General features: G+C 41.7%; 17 protein-coding genes. 12 read left to right on the top strand and 5 right to left on the bottom strand.

The window, feature by feature from the left end; genetic code table 11:
* Positions 1 to 23: 23 nt before the first annotated feature.
* The gene (locus tag SB660_RS15420) at positions 24 to 326 is read right to left on the bottom strand and encodes a YtpI family protein (protein WP_003216665.1); all 303 of its coding nucleotides are present in this window, start codon (positions 324 to 326) and stop codon (positions 24 to 26) included.
* A 147-nt stretch (positions 327 to 473) separates the two neighbouring features.
* On the opposite strand from SB660_RS15420, the gene SB660_RS15415 reads away from it, so the two are divergent.
* Positions 474 to 1415: a DHH family phosphoesterase gene (locus SB660_RS15415; protein ID WP_003216520.1), complete on the top strand. Its 942-nt coding sequence runs from the start codon at positions 474 to 476 to the stop codon at positions 1413 to 1415.
* 51 nt (positions 1416 to 1466) lie between these two features.
* On the opposite strand, the gene SB660_RS15410 is transcribed toward SB660_RS15415, so the two are convergent.
* The 3 genes from SB660_RS15410 to ytrH all read right to left on the bottom strand — a co-directional run bounded on the left by SB660_RS15410 (position 1467) and on the right by ytrH (position 2603).
* Positions 1467 to 1652, bottom strand: a complete 186-nt coding sequence (locus tag SB660_RS15410; RefSeq protein WP_003216400.1) for a YtzJ family protein — start codon at positions 1650 to 1652, stop codon at positions 1467 to 1469.
* A 109-nt stretch (positions 1653 to 1761) separates the two neighbouring features.
* Positions 1762 to 2265 (bottom strand): sporulation membrane protein YtrI, encoded by a 504-nt coding sequence (gene ytrI, locus SB660_RS15405; RefSeq protein ID WP_410583190.1) that lies wholly within the window; start codon positions 2263 to 2265, stop codon positions 1762 to 1764.
* Entirely contained in the window at positions 2262 to 2603 is a 342-nt protein-coding gene (gene ytrH / locus SB660_RS15400) for a sporulation membrane protein YtrH (protein ID WP_034661856.1), read from the bottom strand. The genes ytrI and ytrH overlap by 4 nt, the downstream gene beginning before the upstream one ends.
* 137 nt (positions 2604 to 2740) lie before the next feature.
* Between ytrH and dnaE the strand changes: the two genes are divergently transcribed.
* The 7 genes from dnaE (at position 2741) to SB660_RS15365 (ending at position 13172) form a co-directional block, all read left to right on the top strand.
* The gene (gene dnaE, locus SB660_RS15395) at positions 2741 to 6076 is read left to right on the top strand and encodes a DNA polymerase III subunit alpha (RefSeq protein ID WP_061409070.1); all 3336 of its coding nucleotides are present in this window, start codon (positions 2741 to 2743) and stop codon (positions 6074 to 6076) included.
* A gap of 141 nt (positions 6077 to 6217) precedes the next feature.
* Entirely contained in the window at positions 6218 to 7450 is a 1233-nt protein-coding gene (ystJ, locus tag SB660_RS15390; protein ID WP_058015087.1) for an NADP-dependent malic enzyme, read from the top strand.
* 304 nt (positions 7451 to 7754) lie between these two features.
* Positions 7755 to 8630: an acetyl-CoA carboxylase, carboxyltransferase subunit beta gene (gene accD, locus SB660_RS15385; protein WP_012010866.1), complete on the top strand. Its 876-nt coding sequence runs from the start codon at positions 7755 to 7757 to the stop codon at positions 8628 to 8630.
* A complete protein-coding gene (gene accA, locus SB660_RS15380; protein ID WP_058015088.1) occupies positions 8615 to 9592 on the top strand; it encodes an acetyl-CoA carboxylase carboxyl transferase subunit alpha in 978 nt (325 codons plus the stop codon). The genes accD and accA overlap by 16 nt, the downstream gene beginning before the upstream one ends.
* Before the next feature lie 340 nt (positions 9593 to 9932).
* Complete coding sequence (gene pfkA / locus SB660_RS15375) at positions 9933 to 10892, top strand: 6-phosphofructokinase (protein ID WP_012010865.1); 960 nt, start codon at positions 9933 to 9935, stop codon at positions 10890 to 10892.
* Positions 10893 to 10919: 27 nt separating this feature from the next.
* Entirely contained in the window at positions 10920 to 12680 is a 1761-nt protein-coding gene (gene pyk, locus SB660_RS15370; protein ID WP_306011039.1) for a pyruvate kinase, read from the top strand.
* Positions 12681 to 12782: 102 nt separating this feature from the next.
* On the top strand, positions 12783 to 13172 hold the full coding sequence (locus SB660_RS15365; RefSeq protein ID WP_061409064.1) for an FxsA family protein: 390 nt from the start codon (positions 12783 to 12785) through the stop codon (positions 13170 to 13172).
* Between the two features lie 25 nt (positions 13173 to 13197).
* Here the strand turns inward: SB660_RS15365 and ytvI are convergent, their stop codons facing one another.
* The gene (gene ytvI / locus SB660_RS15360; RefSeq protein WP_410583185.1) at positions 13198 to 14316 is read right to left on the bottom strand and encodes a sporulation integral membrane protein YtvI; all 1119 of its coding nucleotides are present in this window, start codon (positions 14314 to 14316) and stop codon (positions 13198 to 13200) included.
* Positions 14317 to 14416: 100 nt separating this feature from the next.
* On the opposite strand from ytvI, the gene SB660_RS15355 reads away from it, so the two are divergent.
* The 4 genes from SB660_RS15355 to mdh all read left to right on the top strand — a co-directional run bounded on the left by SB660_RS15355 (position 14417) and on the right by mdh (position 18767).
* Positions 14417 to 14881 (top strand): DUF441 domain-containing protein, encoded by a 465-nt coding sequence (locus SB660_RS15355; protein WP_034320955.1) that lies wholly within the window; start codon positions 14417 to 14419, stop codon positions 14879 to 14881.
* 375 nt (positions 14882 to 15256) lie between these two features.
* The gene (gene citZ, locus SB660_RS15350) at positions 15257 to 16375 is read left to right on the top strand and encodes a citrate synthase (protein ID WP_410583183.1); all 1119 of its coding nucleotides are present in this window, start codon (positions 15257 to 15259) and stop codon (positions 16373 to 16375) included.
* A 147-nt stretch (positions 16376 to 16522) separates the two neighbouring features.
* A complete protein-coding gene (gene icd / locus SB660_RS15345) occupies positions 16523 to 17794 on the top strand; it encodes an NADP-dependent isocitrate dehydrogenase (RefSeq protein WP_012010859.1) in 1272 nt (423 codons plus the stop codon).
* A gap of 34 nt (positions 17795 to 17828) precedes the next feature.
* Positions 17829 to 18767: a malate dehydrogenase gene (mdh, locus tag SB660_RS15340; protein ID WP_007501693.1), complete on the top strand. Its 939-nt coding sequence runs from the start codon at positions 17829 to 17831 to the stop codon at positions 18765 to 18767.
* The last annotated feature ends 168 nt before the right edge of the window (positions 18768 to 18935 follow it).

Here is an 18935-nt window from a genome sequence, read left to right as displayed (position 1 = left end):
ATCATTTTAGCCCTTCTCTCCTATTATGCGTGATCTTTTTCGCCTTCCTTTAAAAAGAGCGGAAGGTAATGCTTGTAGGCTTTATATCCAGCCCACGTACTGCCGATACCGACAGCAACAAAAATAAATCCAATGACAAATGCGAGTGACGAGCGGTTTAAAAATAATTGATTCACACCGAAGAGCAGGACAAAGCAGCCAAGTGCCATACTGGATTTCGCCGACCAGAATTTCTTTTCAACTGGGCGGTTCGTACGGACATTCTTTGCTTTGTAGTATAAATAAAACATGGCAGAACAAATAATAAACACAATCAAAACAAGCATGTGCCAAGCCTCCATTGTAAGTGGTTACAACCCTATTTTAAACGTAAATAGGCTTGCTTACTAGAATAAATTGTCTATTCCTCACTTTTCCGTCAGGATAGATTATGATTTAATAATAAAAAGAGTATCGGATAAGAAGGAGTTTTTATGAAAAAAGAACTGATTAGAACCATATCATTATATGACACCATCATCATTCATAGACATGTAAGACCAGATCCTGATGCGTATGGATCGCAGTGCGGCCTTACGGAAATCTTGCGTGCCACCTATCCAGAAAAAAATATTTATGCGACAGGAACCCCGGAGCCATCCCTTTCATTTTTATATGAACTTGATGAAGTGCCGGATGACGTGTACAAAGATGCCCTTGTCATTGTCTGCGATACAGCCAATCAAGCAAGAATTGATGATCAGCGCTATTCAATGGGCGATAAGCTGATGAAAATTGACCATCATCCAAATGAAGATCCTTATGGTGATTTACTTTGGGTGGATACAGAGGCAAGCTCTGTGAGCGAAATGATTTATGAATTGTATTTAGAGGGGAAAGAAGAAGGATATCAGCTGAATACAAAGGCGGCTGAACTCATTTATGCCGGCATTGTAGGAGACACAGGCCGCTTCCTTTTCCCAAACACGACGAAAAAGACGCTCAAATATGCAGGAGAACTGATTGAATATCCATTTTCATCTTCAGACCTTTTCAATCAATTGTATGAGACGGATCTGAATGTCGTGAAATTAAATGGCTATATTTTTCAACATATTTCTTTGTCAGAGAATGGAGTCGCTTCTGTTTTCATTAAGCAGGATATTTTGGAATCGTTCCAAACGACAGCGCAGCAGGCCTCACAGCTTGTTGGAACACTTGGAAATATTGCAGGGATTAAGGCATGGGTCTTTTTTGTGGAAGAAAATGATCAGATTCGTGTTAGATTCCGTTCGAAAGGTGTCGTCATTAATACCATTGCGAAAAAATATCATGGCGGCGGCCACCCGCTTGCAGCTGGTGCGTCTATTTATGATTGGGCCGTGGCAGATGAGATTTTGCGTGATTTAGAGGAAGTATGTAAATCATCATCATGAGAGAGGGGGGCTTCAAGTCCCCTCTCTCTTTTTTTGTCATGGAGAAAAGGGTTACTTGCATACAGGGATAAACCAGCAGCCGATGTCAGTTGAATCTTCATAGGCTTGGAGATTTTGATGCTTTAATTCTTTTTTAATTAAATGAGCCATCATTTCTGTCTCAGCATAAGCGCACATGCCGTCCTTGATCCGGCTTGCTTTGTCTCGTGCCATTTGACGATAGCTATAAACCTCCATTGTCCTCACCTCTTTCTATTTTAGATCTCGTTCTACTTTTAGTGTATAAAAATTAAGGGGGAAAAGCGATCATTGAGGGCAGAAATTCATAAAAATTCCACATGATCATTTATTCAGCAAATGAAATGCGCACTTCAAGTGTAAGCTTCGTATAAATTGTCAGCTCTGTCACTTTGGCGCGGTATGCCTTTTCCCGAATGGTATATTCTTTGTTTTCGACCGTGCGTTTTAATAATTCCTTTGTTTTATAGACACTTTCAATATCCTTTGTAATAACCTCTGAGATATCCTCCTTGACCTGATCTTCAAATTTTAGCGTGTCTGGCTCTGGGATTTTATACTGCTCACGATTGACGAGATGGACATCTACGCTTTGGATCAGCAGACGCTTCTTATTATCCTCATTTAACTTATGCAAATCTTCCCGATAGAGTGTGATTTGTTCTTTCAGACCGTCCATATGGTGCTGCTGGCTTCTCAGCAGTGTGACCTGCTTTTCCTGAAAGGTTCCGTATGTAAAGAGGAAAATGAGCCAGCTCACAATCGCACCAAACATCATCCCCGCAAAAAAACGCTGCCAGCCTGGACGTTTGTAAAGCTCCGGCACCCTCATGATGACACATGCTCCTGTGTGAGCCACGTGATAATAAGATAACCCGTTTGCGCACCGCCCATGGCAGAGACAATTAATAAAATCTGCTTGAAAATATCACGCGTGTTCCCTTCAAAAATGCCTCGTTCAAAGCTATAAACAGCATCAAACGTTCCCCCGATGGCTGCGACAAGCGCCCAGATCTTTAATCGATTGGCAAGACTCGTAATAATGGATAAAGGCGGCTGACCAGACAAATAAGCACCAACACCGCCAATAATGGCACCACCCAAAATGACTCCAAGCGCAATAAAATAACAGCTAATAAAATTTGGAATAAAAGCTTCCTTCACATCCATTTTGTCCACCTCACTCTATTCAATATATGGTGCGTGCGGGACAAGTATGAACGGACAGAAAAGAAAGAACATTTGTTTCTCATCGCATCGCGTTTTATAATGAAAGAATGACTTTAGACGAAAGGAGTGGATTAAGCATGTCTTATGTTCATCTTCAGGTCCACAGTGGATACAGCTTATTAAGCAGTGCAGCAAAAGTAAAGGAGCTTGTGCTGAAAGCAAAAGAACTTGGCTGCAAGGCGCTCGCTCTTACCGATGACCATGTGATGTATGGAACGGTTGAATTTTATAAGGAATGTAAAAAACATGGCATCAAGCCGGTCATCGGTTTAACAGCTTCTGTCTTCATAGATGAACAAGAGACAGAGGCTTATCCCTTGGTGCTCCTTGCCAAAAACAATGAAGGCTACCAAAACTTGATCAAAATCAGCAGTGTGCTGAAATCAAAATCAAAAGCTGGACTGAAAGAGAAATGGCTGAAAAGCTATCACCGTGGGCTCATTGCCATCACACCAGGCGTTTCTGGCTACATTGAAACGCTGCTTCAGCACGATCAGATAGAAGAGGCGCATGATGCGGCGAAACAATTGAAACATATTTTCGGTGAGGGACATGTGTACATCGCACTTCAGCCATTTCAGCAAGACGAATCGCTTACAGGTAAACTGAGGGATGTCTCAAAAAGTGCGGACATTCCTCTTGTTGCGACAGGAGATGTCCACTACATCAACATGGAAGACAAAACGGCCTATACGTGTTTAAAGGCGATTAAAGCAGGGCAGCAGCTGCCTGAGGTTGAGGAAGACCAAGCAGAAAAGCATTTCAGAACCTTTGAAGAAATGAAGGAATGGTATACGCAGGATACGGAGCTGCTCACAAGAACGGTGGAGATCGCAGACCGCTGTGAAGTTGATTTAAATCTTGGGCAGACAAAACTCCCATCCTATCCGACCCCTGATCAATCAACAGCAGATCAGTTTTTACGCAAAGTGTGTGCGGAAGGGATGAAGCAAAGAAAGATTGCTTCAAATGAAGCGTATGTGAAAAGACTTGAGTACGAACTGAGCATTATCCAAAAAATGAATTTCAGTGATTATTTTCTCATCGTGTGGGATTTTATGAAGTATGCCCATGACCAAGGCATTGTCACAGGACCGGGCCGAGGATCGGCAGCAGGATCACTTGTTGCCTATGTACTGTTTATTACGGATGTTGATCCGCTCCGTCACGGTTTGTTATTTGAACGTTTCTTAAATCCTGAGCGAATCAGTATGCCTGATATTGATATAGATTTCCCTGATACGAGAAGAGATGAAATCATTTCTTATGTAAAAGACAAATACGGAGACATGCATGTGGCGCAAATTGTCACGTTTGGAACACTTGCAGCAAAAGCAGCTTTAAGAGATGTAGGACGTGTGATGGGGATTGATTCAAAGGCAGCGGATCGTCTTGCAAAGCTGATTCCGTCAAAGCCAGGAACGACGCTGAAAGAAGCGCTCACTGCATCTCCTGAATTAAAAACAATGCTCCAGCAGTCCGAAGAGCTCAGGCAAGTCTTTCAAACTGCTTTAAAGGTGGAAGGCTTGCCAAGACATACCTCGACACATGCAGCCGGCGTTGTGCTGAGCGAGGAGCCTCTGACAGAGGTCGTTCCGATTCAAGACGGCCATGATGGTGTGTATTTAACGCAGTATGCGATGAATTATTTAGAAGATCTCGGACTTTTAAAGATGGATTTCTTAGGACTTAGAAACTTAACCTTAATTGAATCCATTAAAAACCAGATTGAAAGACAGGAAAACGTCCACATTAACTTTAGTGACATTTCATATGAAGATCAGAAAACATTTGAATTGTTATCAGCGGGGGATACAACTGGGATTTTCCAGCTTGAATCACAAGGAATGCGTCAGGTGCTGAGACGCTTGAAGCCCTCTAGTTTAGAAGACATTGTGGCAGTCAATGCCCTCTACCGTCCAGGTCCAATGGAGAATATCCCGCTCTTTATCGACCGAAAGCACGGCAGAGTCAAGGTCTCTTACCCGCATCCTGATTTGTATGACATTTTAAAAGACACATATGGAGTCATCGTCTATCAGGAGCAAATCATGCTGATTGCAGCGAAGATGGCAGGATTTCAGCTTGGCGAGGCAGATCTATTAAGAAGAGCAGTTTCAAAGAAGGATAAAAAGGTTCTTGATGAAGAGCGAAGCCATTTTGTTGAAGGATGCCTAAAAAAGGAGTATCCTGTTAACATTGCAAATGACGTTTATGACTTAATCGTCAAATTTGCAAACTATGGTTTTAATAGAAGCCATGCTGTTGCATATAGCATGATTGGCTTTCAGCTTGCTTACTTAAAAGCGCATTATCCGTTATATTTTATGTGCGGACTTTTAACGAGTGTGATTGGAAATGATGACAAAGTTGCTCAATATTTCTATGAGGCAAAGGAAAAAGGGATATCTGTGTTGAAGCCTTCTATTAATAAGAGTGAATTTCCATTTACGGTTGAAAAAGGGGAGATCCGCTACAGCTTAAGAGCGATCAAAAATGTCGGAGTGTCAGCTGTAAAGGATATATACAGGGCAAGACAGGAAAAGCCGTTTGAAGATTTATTTGATTTTTGCGCAAGAGTATCAGCAAAGAGTGTCAACCGAAAAACGATTGAAGCGCTCATTTTTTCAGGGGCGATGGATGAGCTTTATCCAAATCGTGCTTCGTTATTGGCATCAATAGATATTGCATTAGACCACGTGTCATTTTTAAATCCAGATGATCAGCTTGACTTTCTGGGGGATACAACCTTCTCCATTAAGCCAAAATATGCAGAGATAGAAGAATTGCCGCTTGTCGATCTTCTGCAATTTGAAAAAGAGGCACTTGGACTATATTTATCAAATCATCCTGTACAAGCGTACCGAGATCGCTTAAGAGAGAATGGTGCAGTGGAAATCATCAGACTTTCTTCCTATATAAAGCGAAAGGTCTCAATGGGTGGTCTTTTGACAAAGGTGAAATCGATTCGAACAAAAAATGGACAATCGATGGCATTTGTCACATTTGGGGATGAAACGGGAGAAATGGAAGGCGTCGTCTTTCCAGAGCAATTTAGAAAGCTGTCCCCCTTACTTGAGGAGGGCGCCATGCTTTATGTTGAAGGCAGAATAGATGTCAGAAATGACAGCAGCCAGATCATCGTGCAAGAAGCCGTTCTGCTTGAAGAGATGGGCACACAAAGAAAAGAGTCTGTCTACATTCGGGTGAAAGAAGAAAATCATACGCAGGAGCTGCTAGAGCAAGTAAAGCGGGTGATCTCGATGCATAGCGGAGAAGCAGATGTCTATTTGTATTATGAGAAGCAAAAAAAGACAGTGAGACTTCCAGATGCATACAAAGTTCATGCAGATCATGCTGTCATTTTCCAGTTAAAAGAGCTGCTTGGTGAACAAAACGTTGTGATTAAATGATGACAAATCGCCTGAATATGTTTTACAAATTCACCTATTGTGTTATCATTTTAAAGATTCTGTGTATTTAAAACTGCCAGTATGTGCTTATCAACTTAGCAATTCATTAAATCATTTTCCACTTGAAGGAGTGTTCATCACATGTCATTAAGAGAAGAAGCATTACATATGCACAAAGAGAATCAAGGCAAACTTGAATCAAAATCAAAAGTACAAGTGAAAAATGCGAAAGACTTGAGCTTGGCTTACTCACCTGGTGTTGCAGAACCATGTAAAGATATTTATGACGACACAAGCAAAGTGTATGATTATACAATGAAAGGCAATATGGTCGCTGTTGTCACAGACGGAAGCGCTGTTTTAGGGCTTGGAAATATTGGTGCAGAAGCTTCTCTTCCAGTAATGGAAGGAAAAGCTGTACTATTCAAAAGCTTCGCTGGCGTTGATGCCTTCCCAATCGCACTTGCGACAAACGATGTAGACAAAATCGTTGAAACAGTAAAGCTTCTTGAGCCAACGTTTGGCGGTGTCAACCTTGAAGATATTGCAGCTCCAAACTGCTTTATTATCGAAGAGCGCTTGAAAAAAGAGACAAACATTCCAGTGTTCCACGATGATCAGCACGGAACAGCGATTGTGACAGTAGCAGGACTTGTAAATGCGCTGAAACTGTCTGGAAAATCAATGTCCTCTATCAAAGTGGTGGCAAACGGCGCTGGAGCAGCGGGAATTGCGATTATCAAGCTTCTATATCATTTCGGTGTACGTGATATCATCATGTGTGATACAAAAGGCGCAATTTATGAAGGCCGCCCGAACGGTATGAATGCAGTGAAAAATGAAGTGGCTAAATTCACGAACCAAGACCGTAAAGAAGGTTCATTAGAAGAAGTGATTGAAGGCGCTGACGTCTTCATCGGGGTCTCAGCAGCAGGCGCTCTAACAAAAGAAATGGTTGGCAAAATGGCAAAAGATCCTGTCATCTTCGCAATGGCGAATCCTAATCCAGAGATCATGCCAGAAGATGCACATGCAGCAGGCGCAAGTGTTGTAGGAACTGGCCGTTCTGACTTTCCGAACCAAGTAAACAACGTACTGGCATTCCCAGGAATTTTCCGCGGAGCATTAGATGTACGAGCAACCCACATTAACGAAGAAATGAAAATTGCAGCCGTAGAAGCAATTGCTTCTCTTGTTTCAGATGATAAATTGTCAGCTGAATACGTCATCCCTGAACCATTTGATGCACGTGTAGCACCAGCGGTAGCAAAAGCGGTAGCAAAAGCAGCAATGGAAACTGGTGTTGCAAGAATCCAAGTCGACCCAGAAGAAGTCGCTGAAAAAACAAGAAAATTAACGATTATCGGCGAATAATCAATTGGAAAAGTGTGCACGTTCTTTCTGAAATTGGAGGAAAGACGTGCACCATTTCCTCTCATACGTGAAAATTTTTTCATCCGGAATGATATTTTTTTGTAGACGTTCACAATTCACCTATATCAACTGCTCAGCGCCCCAAACACATACTCATTTCTCATCAATTCCCCACTGAAAAAATTGAATGAAGGATGACAGCGTTTGACAAAAAAAGTACAATAGTTTCGGTACAGTTATGACATGTCCTATAATAGTGGATGTGCGTGTAAAGAAAAAACCCTTCAAAAAGGGAGGTAGTCATTTGTCAATTAAAAATATTTTCAGTAAAAAGAAAAAATATGCATCTGTACCCTCTGAACAGGCAAGTCAAGATGTGCCTGAAGGCATCATGACCAAATGTCCGCAATGTAAAAAAATAATGCTCACCAAAGAACTAGATAAAAATTTACGTGTTTGCATGAATTGCGGCAGACATTTGCAAATGAATGCAAAACAGCGTATTGACAGCCTTGTTGACGAAGGCACATTTGAAGAATTTAACGGGCACCTGATCTCAGAAAACCCGCTCGGATTCCCAGGCTACGAAGAAAAGCTTGAGAAAGACAGAGAAAAAACATCTTTGAATGAAGCCATTGTCACAGGTCAAGGTGAAATCGAAGGCAAGCGTGCTGTGATCGCTGTCATGGATGCCACATTCCGTATGGGCAGCATGGGCTCGGTTGTTGGTGAAAAGATCACACTTGCGATCGAGAAAGCAAAAGCGGACAAGGTGCCATTTATCATCTTTACTGCATCAGGCGGAGCGAGAATGCAAGAGGGGATCCTCAGTCTTATGCAGATGGCAAAAACAAGCTCAGCATTAAAACTGTTCAGCGAGGACCAAGGTTTGATTATCTCTGTGATGACGAACCCAACAACTGGCGGTGTATCAGCTAGCTTCGCGTCTCTTGGTGATTACAACTTTGCAGAACCGGGTGCTTTAATTGGGTTTGCAGGTCGTAGAATCATAGAACAAACAATTCGTGAAGACCTGCCAGAGGACTTTCAAACGGCTGAATTTTTGTTAAAGCATGGACAGCTGGATGCTGTCATTCATCGTGCAGAGATGAAAGAAACACTAGGCCGAATCTTAGCGTTACACAGCACAGGAGGTGAACGAGAGTGGCTGGAGAACTAGAATTTGAAAAACCTGTCATTGAACTTCGAGCGAAAATTGATGAACTGAAAAAGTTCACACAAAACTCAGAAATGGATTTAAGTGCAGAAATTGAGCGTCTTGAAACACGTCTGAGCAAACTTGAAGCAGACATTTATACAAATTTAAAGCCGTGGGACAGAGTACAGATTGCTCGTCATGCGATGCGTCCAACAACTCTCGATTACATTCAAGAGCTGTTTGACAACTTTTTCGAGTGTCACGGTGACCGTTTTTATGGCGATGATGAAGCGATCGTTGGAGGAATTGCCACGTTTAAAGGGCTTCCTGTCACGGTGATTGGCCACCAGCGCGGTAAAGATACAAAAGAAAACTTGCGCCGTAATTTCGGAATGCCTCATCCAGAAGGCTACCGTAAAGCGCTGCGCTTGATGAAACAAGCAGATAAATTTAATCGTCCGATCATTTGCTTTATTGATACAAAAGGAGCTTATCCTGGTAAAGCAGCTGAAGAACGCGGGCAAAGTGAAGCAATTGCGAAAAACCTATTCGAAATGGCAGGACTTCGTGTACCGGTTGTCTGTATTGTCATTGGAGAAGGCGGAAGTGGCGGCGCACTAGGCTTAGGCGTAGGAAATCACCTATACATGCTAGAGAATTCAACGTATTCAGTGATTTCACCTGAAGGTGCAGCAGCACTGCTCTGGAAGGACTCATCACTTGCGAAAAAAGCTGCAGAATCAATGAAAATTACGGCTCCAGACCTAAAAGAATTAGATATTATAGATGATGTTATTAAAGAAGTGCAAGGTGGAGCACATCGAGACGTGAAACAACAAGCAGCCTACATTGAAAAAATATTAAAACAGTCACTTACATCTTTGCTCAAACTAACACCTGAAGAACTAGTCGAACAAAGATATCAAAAATACAAAGCAATCGGGAAAGTATCGGTTGAAAATCAATATATTGGGGTAAACTAAATAAACGTACAGCCTTTTTGGCTGGCGTTTATTTTTTTCACCTTTTTTCATGAAAACCTTCCTCATGTAAGCGCTATTTGAAAATAATTTTCATTTGTTTTCATAAAATTTGAAACGTCTGAAAACCTTGATATGGTAGGCTTTAGAGGGGGTGATCTTCCTCGTTTTTGAAAGAATTGCTTTCATACTTTCTTAACTTTTGTTTAAAAACGGTTTATTTAATTGTATAATAAGTACGGTTTTAGAAATACAAATTGAAAACATCCTGTTTTGCTCATGATTGTTTTCAAGCAGTGGAAATGGTATGTTTAATTCATATATGGTCTCTGAGGTGAAAAAGATGAAGCGTATAGGAGTTTTAACGAGCGGTGGGGATTCCCCAGGAATGAATGCAGCTGTGCGCGCAGTTGTAAGGAAAGCGATTTACCATAATGTTGAAGTTTACGGTATTTATAATGGATATTCAGGTCTAATTAACGGTAAAATTGAAAAACTTGAAATAGGTTCAGTTGGCGATATTATTCATCGTGGAGGAACAAAACTTTACACGGCAAGATGCCCTGAATTCAAGACAGTTGAAGGTCGTGAAAAAGGCATTGAAAACTTAAAAAAATTCGGTATTGAAGGACTTGTTGTGATCGGCGGAGACGGTTCATTCATGGGAGCAAAGAAATTAACTGAGCTTGGTTTTCCATGTGTAGGTGTCCCGGGTACAATCGACAACGATATTCCAGGTACTGATTTCACTATTGGCTTTGATACAGCACTGAATACAGTCATTGACGCCATTGATAAAATTCGTGATACAGCCACATCTCATGAACGTACATACGTAGTGGAAGTAATGGGAAGACATGCTGGTGATATTGCCCTTTGGTCAGGTCTTGCAGGCGGAGCCGAATCTATCTTGATTCCAGAAGCAGACTATGACATGGATGAAATTATCGCGAGATTAAGAAGAGGGCACGAGCGCGGCAAGAAGCACAGTATCATCATCGTCGCAGAAGGCGTAGGCAGCGGTGTTGAATTTGGTAAGCGAATTGAAGAGGAGACAAGCCTTGAAACCCGTGTATCTGTCTTAGGACATATTCAGCGCGGAGGTTCTCCAAGTGCGTTTGACCGAGTACTCGCAAGCCGTTTAGGAGCATATGCAGTAGAACTTCTACTTGAAGGAAAAGGCGGACGCTGTGTGGGTATTCAAAGCAACGAACTCGTTCACCACGATATTTTAGATATCTTAGATAAAAAACATACAGTCGATCAAAACATGTACCGACTTTCACAAGAGCTCTCTATATAAAACGAGAAGACCTTAGGAGGAACAGTAATGAGAAAGACAAAAATCGTTTGTACAATCGGTCCAGCAAGTGAAACCATTGAAAAGCTGACTGAATTGATTGAAGCAGGAATGAATGTAGCCAGACTAAACTTCTCTCACGGAGATTTTGAAGAGCATGGTGCACGCATTGAAAACATTCGTAAAGCAGGTAAAACATTAGGCAAGGACATTGCGATCCTTCTTGATACAAAAGGTCCAGAGATTCGTACACGTACAGTCGAAAACGGCTCAATTGAGCTAGTCGCTGGTGCAGATCTTATCGTAAGTATGGAAGACATTGTTGGAAATACGGAAAAAATCAGTGTGACATATGAAGATTTGATTCATGATGTAGAAGTGGGTTCAACAATCCTTTTAGATGATGGTCTTATTGGTTTAGAAGTCAAAGAACTGAACATGGACCGCAAAGAAATCGTCACAAAGGTCATGAATACAGGCACGCTCAAAAACAAAAAAGGTGTTAACGTACCAGGTGTAAGTGTGAACCTGCCAGGTATTACAGAAAAGGATGCCAATGATATTCTGTTCGGAATTGAACAAGGCGTCGATTTCATCGCAGCTTCTTTTGTGAGACGAGCTTCTGATGTTCTTGAAATTCGTGAGCTTCTTGAAAAGAATAACGCGGCTGACATTCAAATCATCCCTAAGATTGAAAACCAAGAGGGTGTTGATAACATCGATGAAATCCTTGAGGTATCAGACGGTTTGATGGTTGCGCGTGGAGATCTTGGTGTAGAGATCCCGGCAGAAGAAGTACCGCTTGTACAAAAAATGCTGATCAAAAAATGCAATCGCTTAGGCAAACCAGTCATCACAGCGACCCAAATGCTTGACAGCATGCAGCGTAATCCTCGTCCAACCCGTGCGGAAGCAAGTGACGTGGCAAATGCCATTTTTGATGGCACAGATGCGATTATGCTTTCTGGTGAAACAGCAGCAGGAACGTATCCAGTGGAAGCTGTACAAACGATGCATAACATTGCATCACGCTCAGAAGATGCACTCAACTATAAAGCCATTCTTTCTCGCAGAAGCGAAGAAGTAGAAGTCAGCATTACAGATGCCATTGGTCAATCTGTTGCACATACAGCGATGAAGCTTGACGTTGCAGCGATTGTGACACCTACAGAAAGCGGTCATACTGCGAGAATGATTTCAAAATATAGACCAAAAGCACCAATCGTAGCGGTCACAGCAAACGAATCAGTTGCAAGAAAGCTGTCTCTTGTATTCGGTGTATTTGCAAAGAGCGGATCAAAAACGACGTCTACTGATGAAATGCTTGAGAATGCAGTCGAGAAATCGATTGAAACAGGCTACGTGAGACACGGCGATTTAATCGTCATTACAGCTGGTGTGCCAGTTGGTGAAACAGGTACAACAAACTTAATGAAAGTCTATGTTGTCGGTGACATCATTGCGAAAGGTCAAGGAATTGGCCGTAAATCTGCATTTGGACCGGTTGTTATTGCACAAAGCGGAAAAGAAGCAGATGAAAAAATGTACGATGGTGCGATTCTTGTCGCAAACTGTACAGACCGTGATATGATGGGTGCTTTAGAGAAAGCATCAGCCCTGATCACTGAAGAAGGCGGCTTAACAAGCCATGCAGCAGTCGTTGGACTCAGCCTTGGCATTCCAGTGATTGTAGGTCTTGATGGTGCAACAACATTGCTAAAAGAAGGCGAAGAGATTACAGTAGATCCGGCACGCGGAGCGATCTACAAAGGCCGTGCAAGCGTCCTTTAAATCATACACACGAGGGGAGTTGTCTGACTCCTCTCTTTTTTTATGTTACACTAAAAAAGTAAAACAGCTTTCGGGTGATAGATACCCCATGAGGTGATATGGTTGAAAAAATATTTGCTACTATTATTGATTCTGTTCCCTGCAGTGGAAATCAGTTTATTTTTAATATCAAGTAAAATCATTGGCATTTTGCCAACGATGCTGATGATCGTACTCACGAGTGCACTAGGTGCTTATTTTGCAAGAAAACAAGGAATCGAAGCATTTCAAAAAGTGCAAAGAGATTTACAATATGGCAAAATGCCAGGGGTAACGATTGTCGATGGTTTTTGCATTCTAATCGGTGGTCTGCTCCTGCTCATTCCCGGCTTCTTATCAGATATCATCGGTGCGCTGCTGCTCATTCCGATGACGAGAAAGCAAATCAAGCCGCTCTTTGAACGTTGGCTCAGGAACATGTCTAATCGCAGTCGCTATACGATTATTCGCTAAAGAGACCTTGAACTGAAGGTCTCTTTTACTTTTGCATGCCGTACCGAATGTATTGATAGATATCCCTGAAAACACCTGCATTACGAAATGCTTGCCACACGACAAGGGAAGCAGGGCCAATGACGAGTCCGAGGAAACCGAGCCATTTTAACCCGACAAATAGCGCCACAAGTGTGGCTAAAGGATTAAGCCCAATGGATTTGCTCAAGACTTTTGGCTCTGAAATTTGTCTTTGAATGAGCACGACAATATACAAAATGCCGAGCCCGATGGCGAGGGTAAGGTTTCCTGTCATGGCAGAGTAAATGATCCATGGCAGAAAAACAGTGCCGCTCCCGATATAAGGAAGTAAATCGACAAACCCAATACATAAAGCAATGACAAGGGCGTGCTCGACTTTTAAGATGATCAGACCAATGATGACAAGGCCGATGGTCATTGCAACAAGCAAAAGCTGCGCCTTCATAAAACCGGTAATGGCTTTTTTGATTTCAGATAAAATGGCTCGTGTATGCTGCATCCATTTTGCGGGAAAGATACGAGAACCATATTTTTTTAATGTAAACCAATCTTTCGTGATAAAAAAAGTTGCTAGTGCAGAAAACAAAAGGGTTGCGGCTGCATCAGGCAAAAGACCTAAAAAAGCTGGGATGAGCTCGAGTGTTTTTGAAAGAAAAGTCCCTATTTTGGCGGCAGCTTCATCGCCCAGTGCTTGGATTTGTCCCAAAATCGATTCCTTTTGCCCTGCTTGAAGCGTATTAAATTGGGCGGTTACATCATGGTACAAAGGCAGGATTTTATCTGTAAAAAACCGTTCAACAATCCCAATCATTTGATCAAGGTGACCAGGCAGAACCTTTGCCAAATAAGCACTTCCTGAAATGATTTCTGCTACTAAGAGTGTGATGAAACCGGCGGCTACTAATAAAAAGAGCAGTAATACAATGATTACAACAAATCCTCTTGGCATTCCGGTGATCTCTTCTATTTTGCATACGGCAGGGTGGATGAGGCAGGATACAATAAGTGCAATCCAAAAAGGATATAGAAAAGGAAAAGAGTGATATAAAAAGATAACCGCAAATACAGCAATGCTGATCATCATCAAACTTCGTAGAAAAATGGCCATATAGGTGTGATTCACACAATCCCCTCCAACAAACAAGCATGTCCGATACTTCATTTTATTCAAAAAGATTAGTAATATGAAAAGGTCGCAATAAAAAGAAAGGAAGGGGCGGCGTATGTTTACTCAAGCAAATTTATTTTTGGTTCTTTTACTCGTTATTGCACTTATTGCAAAAAACAATTCATTAATTTTAGCGGTTTCTGTGCTCATTGGGATTAAGCTGATTGGTTTGGATCAAAAAATTTTCCCAGTTCTCCAATCAAAAGGCATCAATTGGGGGGTCACCGTTATTACAATTGCTGTGCTTGTCCCTATTGCAACAGGTGATATTGGATTTAAGCAGCTTGGAGAAGCCGTGAAATCTTCTTATGCTTGGATTGCACTTGGAGCGGGTATATTAGTAGCATTAATTGCAAAAAACGGTATTGTGCTACTCGAAAATGATCCACATATCACGGCAGCGCTTGTGTTCGGGACGATTTTGGCAGTCAGCTTATTTAAAGGTGTAGCTGTCGGTCCGCTGATCGGAGCAGGAATTGCTTATTTAGCGATGCAGGCTGTGAAATTTTTCAGCGGTTGAAAAGAGAGTGGTTCATGCCACTTTCTTTTTTATTTTTTTCTTGTGTGAGCTTTTGCAAAAAAACATAATTAAATATAATAAAAGAAGCAAAATCCCTTTATTCCATGCCTTATATGGAAGACTGGAAAAAAAAATATCAAAAAAAATTATAGTTAAACATTTAACAAATGTCTGATTATTGTTTATAATGGGAATAGGCTTAATTTTGAACTCATTGATCACACAAGAGATATGAGGCTAAAAGCGCTCTAACCGTATAGGTAAATGTAAGCATTTTCTTTTCTGAACCTGCCGTCTTATTCGGATTGGATAGCGCTTTCAAAAAGCGAGAATTCTGCAACGAAGGGGAATCTTTTTAAAAAGGGGAGATTGAACATGACAGCAACAAGAGGTCTTGAAGGTATTGTGGCAACAACTTCATCCGTAAGCTCAATTATTGATGATACTCTTACTTATGTAGGGTACAATATCGATGATTTAACTGAAAAAGCTACATTCGAAGAAATTGTCTACCTGTTATGGCACTTAAAGCTGCCGAATGAGCAAGAGCTGAGTGAGTTAAAACAGCAGCTCAACGAAAATGCTCACATTCCGCAAGAAATCATTGAGCACTTTAAATCGTATTCGCTGGATGGGGTTCATCCAATGTCTGCGATTCGTACAGCGGTATCCTTACTAGGATTACTTGATAACGAATCAGAGATTATGGACAAAGAAGCGAATTACAGAAAAGCCATTCGCTTACAGGCGAAAATTTCTGGACTAGTCGCTGCATTTTCACGTATTCGTAAGGGACTTGAGCCTGTACAGCCAAAAGAAGAATACAGCTATGCTGCAAACTTCTTGTATATGCTAAATGGCGAAGAGCCGTCACCAGTAGAAATTGAGGCAATTGATAAGGCACTCATTCTACATGCGGATCATGAATTAAATGCATCGACATTTACAGCACGTGTATGTGTTGCTACACTATCAGATATCTACTCTGGTGTAACAGCGGCTATCGGTGCGCTGAAAGGACCACTTCATGGCGGAGCCAACGAAGGCGTGATGAAGATGCTTTCAGAAATTGGTGGAGTTGAAAACGTAGATTCCTATATTCATGGTAAGCTAGAGAAGAAAGAAAAAATTATGGGCTTTGGCCACCGCGTATACCGTCAAGGTGACCCGCGTGCAAAGCATCTAAAAGAAATGAGCCAGCGTTTAACAAACCTGACTGGCGAACCGAAATGGTATGAAATGTCTGTTCGCGCAGAGGAAATCGTGACATCAGAGAAAAATCTTCCACCAAATGTTGATTTTTATTCTGCATCTGTATATCACAGTCTTGGGATTGATCATGACTTGTTTACACCAATTTTCGTGATCAGCCGATTCTCTGGATGGATTGCTCACATTCTAGAGCAGTATGACAACAACCGTCTCATCCGTCCAAGAGCTGACTATATTGGACCTGATCTTCAAACGTTTGTTCCGATCAGTGAAAGAGACTAATGTTTATAGAATAAGCAGGGGCTGATCTCGGGAAGGCCAATCAGCCTCTATATCAACAAAAACGAATCACGTGAAAAACTTCTTCGCTTGCAGACATCAAGCCAAGAAGTTTCAAATATTCACTACATAACCTGGGAGGTAATATCATTGTCACAAGGCGAAAAAATTACAGTTACTGGCGGCGTATTGAATGTACCAAATAATCCAATCATCCCGTTTATCGAAGGGGACGGAATCGGTCCTGACATTTGGAAAGCAGCATCAAGAGTACTTGAAGCAGCTGTAGAAAAAGCATATAAAGGAGAAAAGCAAATCACTTGGAAAGAAGTATATGCCGGTGAGAAAGCTTACAATAAAACTGGAGAATGGCTTCCTGAGCAAACACTTGAAGACATTCGTGAATACTTAATCGCGATCAAAGGACCACTGACAACACCAATCGGCGGAGGAATCCGTTCATTAAACGTGGCACTTAGACAAGAGCTTGATCTATTCACATGCTTACGTCCAGTTCGCTGGTTCAAAGGCGTACCGTCTCCTGTGAAACGTCCAGAAGACACAGATATGGTCATCTTCCGTGAGAATACAGAAGATATCTATGCTGGCATCGAGTATGCAAAAGGATCAGACGAAGTGAAGAAGTTAATTGACTTCTTGAAAAACGAATTAGGTGTTAACAAAATCCGTTTCCCAGAAACATCAGGTATCGGAATCAAGCCAGTTTCTGAAGAAGGAACTTCTCGCCTTGTCAGAGCGGCTATCCAATATGCAATTGACCAAGGCCGTAAGTCTGTGACGCTTGTTCACAAAGGAAACATCATGAAATTTACAGAAGGTGCCTTCAAAAACTGGGGCTACGAAGTGGCTGAAAAAGAGTTTGGCGACAAGGTCTTTACATGGGCACAATATGATCGTATTGTAGAACAAGATGGAAAAGATGCGGCAAACAAAGCGCAAAGTGAAGCAGAAGCTGCTGGCAAAATTATTGTCAAAGACAGCATTGCAGATATTTTCCTTCAACAAATCCTAACTCGTCCAGCTGAGTTCGATGTTGTGGCAACAATGAACTTAAACGGAGATTACATCTCAGATGCTCTTGCAGCACAAGTTGGTGGAATTGGTATCGCACCAGGTGCGAACATCAACTACGAAACAGGACACGCTATTTTTGAAGCGACTCACGGAACAGCACCTAAATATGCTGGTCTTGATAAAGTGAACCCATCTTCTGTTCTTCTATCAGGCGTGCTTTTACTTGAGCACCTAGGCTGGCAGGAAGCAGCTGATCTAGTGATTCAATCTGTTGAAAATACAATTGCATCAAAAGTCGTCACTTACGATTTTGCTAGATTAATGGATGGCGCAACAGAAGTGAAATGTTCTGAGTTTGCTGACGAGCTCATCAAAAACTTGTCTTGATTCTTAAACTTTAAAGTTAAAGGGGAAAAAGGAAATGGCAAACAAGCGTAAAAAAGTATCTGTTATCGGAGCGGGCTTTACTGGAGCAACTACAGCATTTCTAACGGCTCAAAAAGAATTAGCGGACGTCGTATTAGTCGATATCCCGCAGCTTGAGAACCCAACAAAAGGGAAAGCACTTGATATGCTGGAAGCAAGTCCTGTTCAAGGCTTCGATGCAAACATTACAGGAACTTCTAACTACGAAGATACAGCCGGTTCTGATGTCGTGGTCATTACGGCGGGAATTGCAAGAAAGCCGGGAATGAGCCGTGACGATCTCGTGTCAACAAATGAAAAAATCATGCGCAGCGTGACACGCGAAATCGTTAAATATTCTCCAGAAGCCATCATTGTTGTATTAACAAACCCTGTTGATGCAATGACGTATGCAGTTTATAAAGAATCAGGATTACCAAAAGAAAAAGTCATTGGACAATCGGGCATTCTTGATACAGCACGTTTCCGTACGTTCGTAGCTCAAGAATTAAACCTATCTGTTAAAGACGTGACGGGCTTTGTGCTTGGCGGACATGGCGATGACATGGTTCCTCTTGTTCGTTACTCTTATGCAGGCGGTATCCCGCTTGAAACATTGATTCCTAAAGAGCGAATTGATGCAATTGTTGAAAGAACAAGAAAAGGCGGCGGCGAAATCGTCAACCTATTAGGTAACGGTAGTGCATATTATGCTCCTGCTGCTTCACTAGTCGAAATGGTTGAGGCGATCCTTAAAGATCAGCGACGCGTCATGCCAACGATTGCTTACCTTGAAGGTGAATATGGCTACGAAGGCATTTACCTAGGTGTACCAACAATCGTAGGTGGAAATGGCCTTGAGCAGATCATCGAGCTTGAGCTGACAGAAGAAGAAAGAAGTCAGCTTGACCGTTCTGTTGAATCTGTTAAGAATGTCATGAAAGTATTGTCTTAGTATGAATAAAAAAGAAGGCTTCTCTGATGAGGAGTCTTCTTTTTGTTTACAAAACAAATCTTGTCGAAATTTTAAATTGTTCTCTTGTTAAGCTTTCGTTAAAATGAAAGAGAAAGCATGACTTCTCGCTTTTCACATAAGATACAAAAAAGGATGCAGGGGAAATCA

The sequence above is a fragment of the Bacillus sp. SIMBA_005 genome (assembly GCF_046535585.1).
In the GTDB taxonomy this organism is placed as follows: Bacteria; Bacillota; Bacilli; order Bacillales; family Bacillaceae; genus Bacillus; species Bacillus pumilus.
Note: the sequence above shows the minus strand (reverse complement) of the source record. Positions and strands in the feature narration are given on the sequence as shown.

Coding starts and splice junctions, on each gene's coding strand:
- SB660_RS15420 (WP_003216665.1), bottom strand. CDS start 326: ATGCTTGTTTTGATTGTGTTTATTATTTGTTCTGCCATGTTTTATTTA.
- SB660_RS15415 (WP_003216520.1), top strand. CDS start 474: ATGAAAAAAGAACTGATTAGAACCATATCATTATATGACACCATCATC.
- SB660_RS15410 (WP_003216400.1), bottom strand. CDS start 1,652: ATGGAGGTTTATAGCTATCGTCAAATGGCACGAGACAAAGCAAGCCGG.
- ytrI (WP_410583190.1), bottom strand. CDS start 2,265: ATGAGGGTGCCGGAGCTTTACAAACGTCCAGGCTGGCAGCGTTTTTTT.
- ytrH (WP_034661856.1), bottom strand. CDS start 2,603: ATGGATGTGAAGGAAGCTTTTATTCCAAATTTTATTAGCTGTTATTTT.
- dnaE (WP_061409070.1), top strand. CDS start 2,741: ATGTCTTATGTTCATCTTCAGGTCCACAGTGGATACAGCTTATTAAGC.
- ystJ (WP_058015087.1), top strand. CDS start 6,218: ATGTCATTAAGAGAAGAAGCATTACATATGCACAAAGAGAATCAAGGC.
- pfkA (WP_012010865.1), top strand. CDS start 9,933: ATGAAGCGTATAGGAGTTTTAACGAGCGGTGGGGATTCCCCAGGAATG.
- pyk (WP_306011039.1), top strand. CDS start 10,920: ATGAGAAAGACAAAAATCGTTTGTACAATCGGTCCAGCAAGTGAAACC.
- SB660_RS15355 (WP_034320955.1), top strand. CDS start 14,417: ATGTTTACTCAAGCAAATTTATTTTTGGTTCTTTTACTCGTTATTGCA.
- citZ (WP_410583183.1), top strand. CDS start 15,257: ATGACAGCAACAAGAGGTCTTGAAGGTATTGTGGCAACAACTTCATCC.
- mdh (WP_007501693.1), top strand. CDS start 17,829: ATGGCAAACAAGCGTAAAAAAGTATCTGTTATCGGAGCGGGCTTTACT.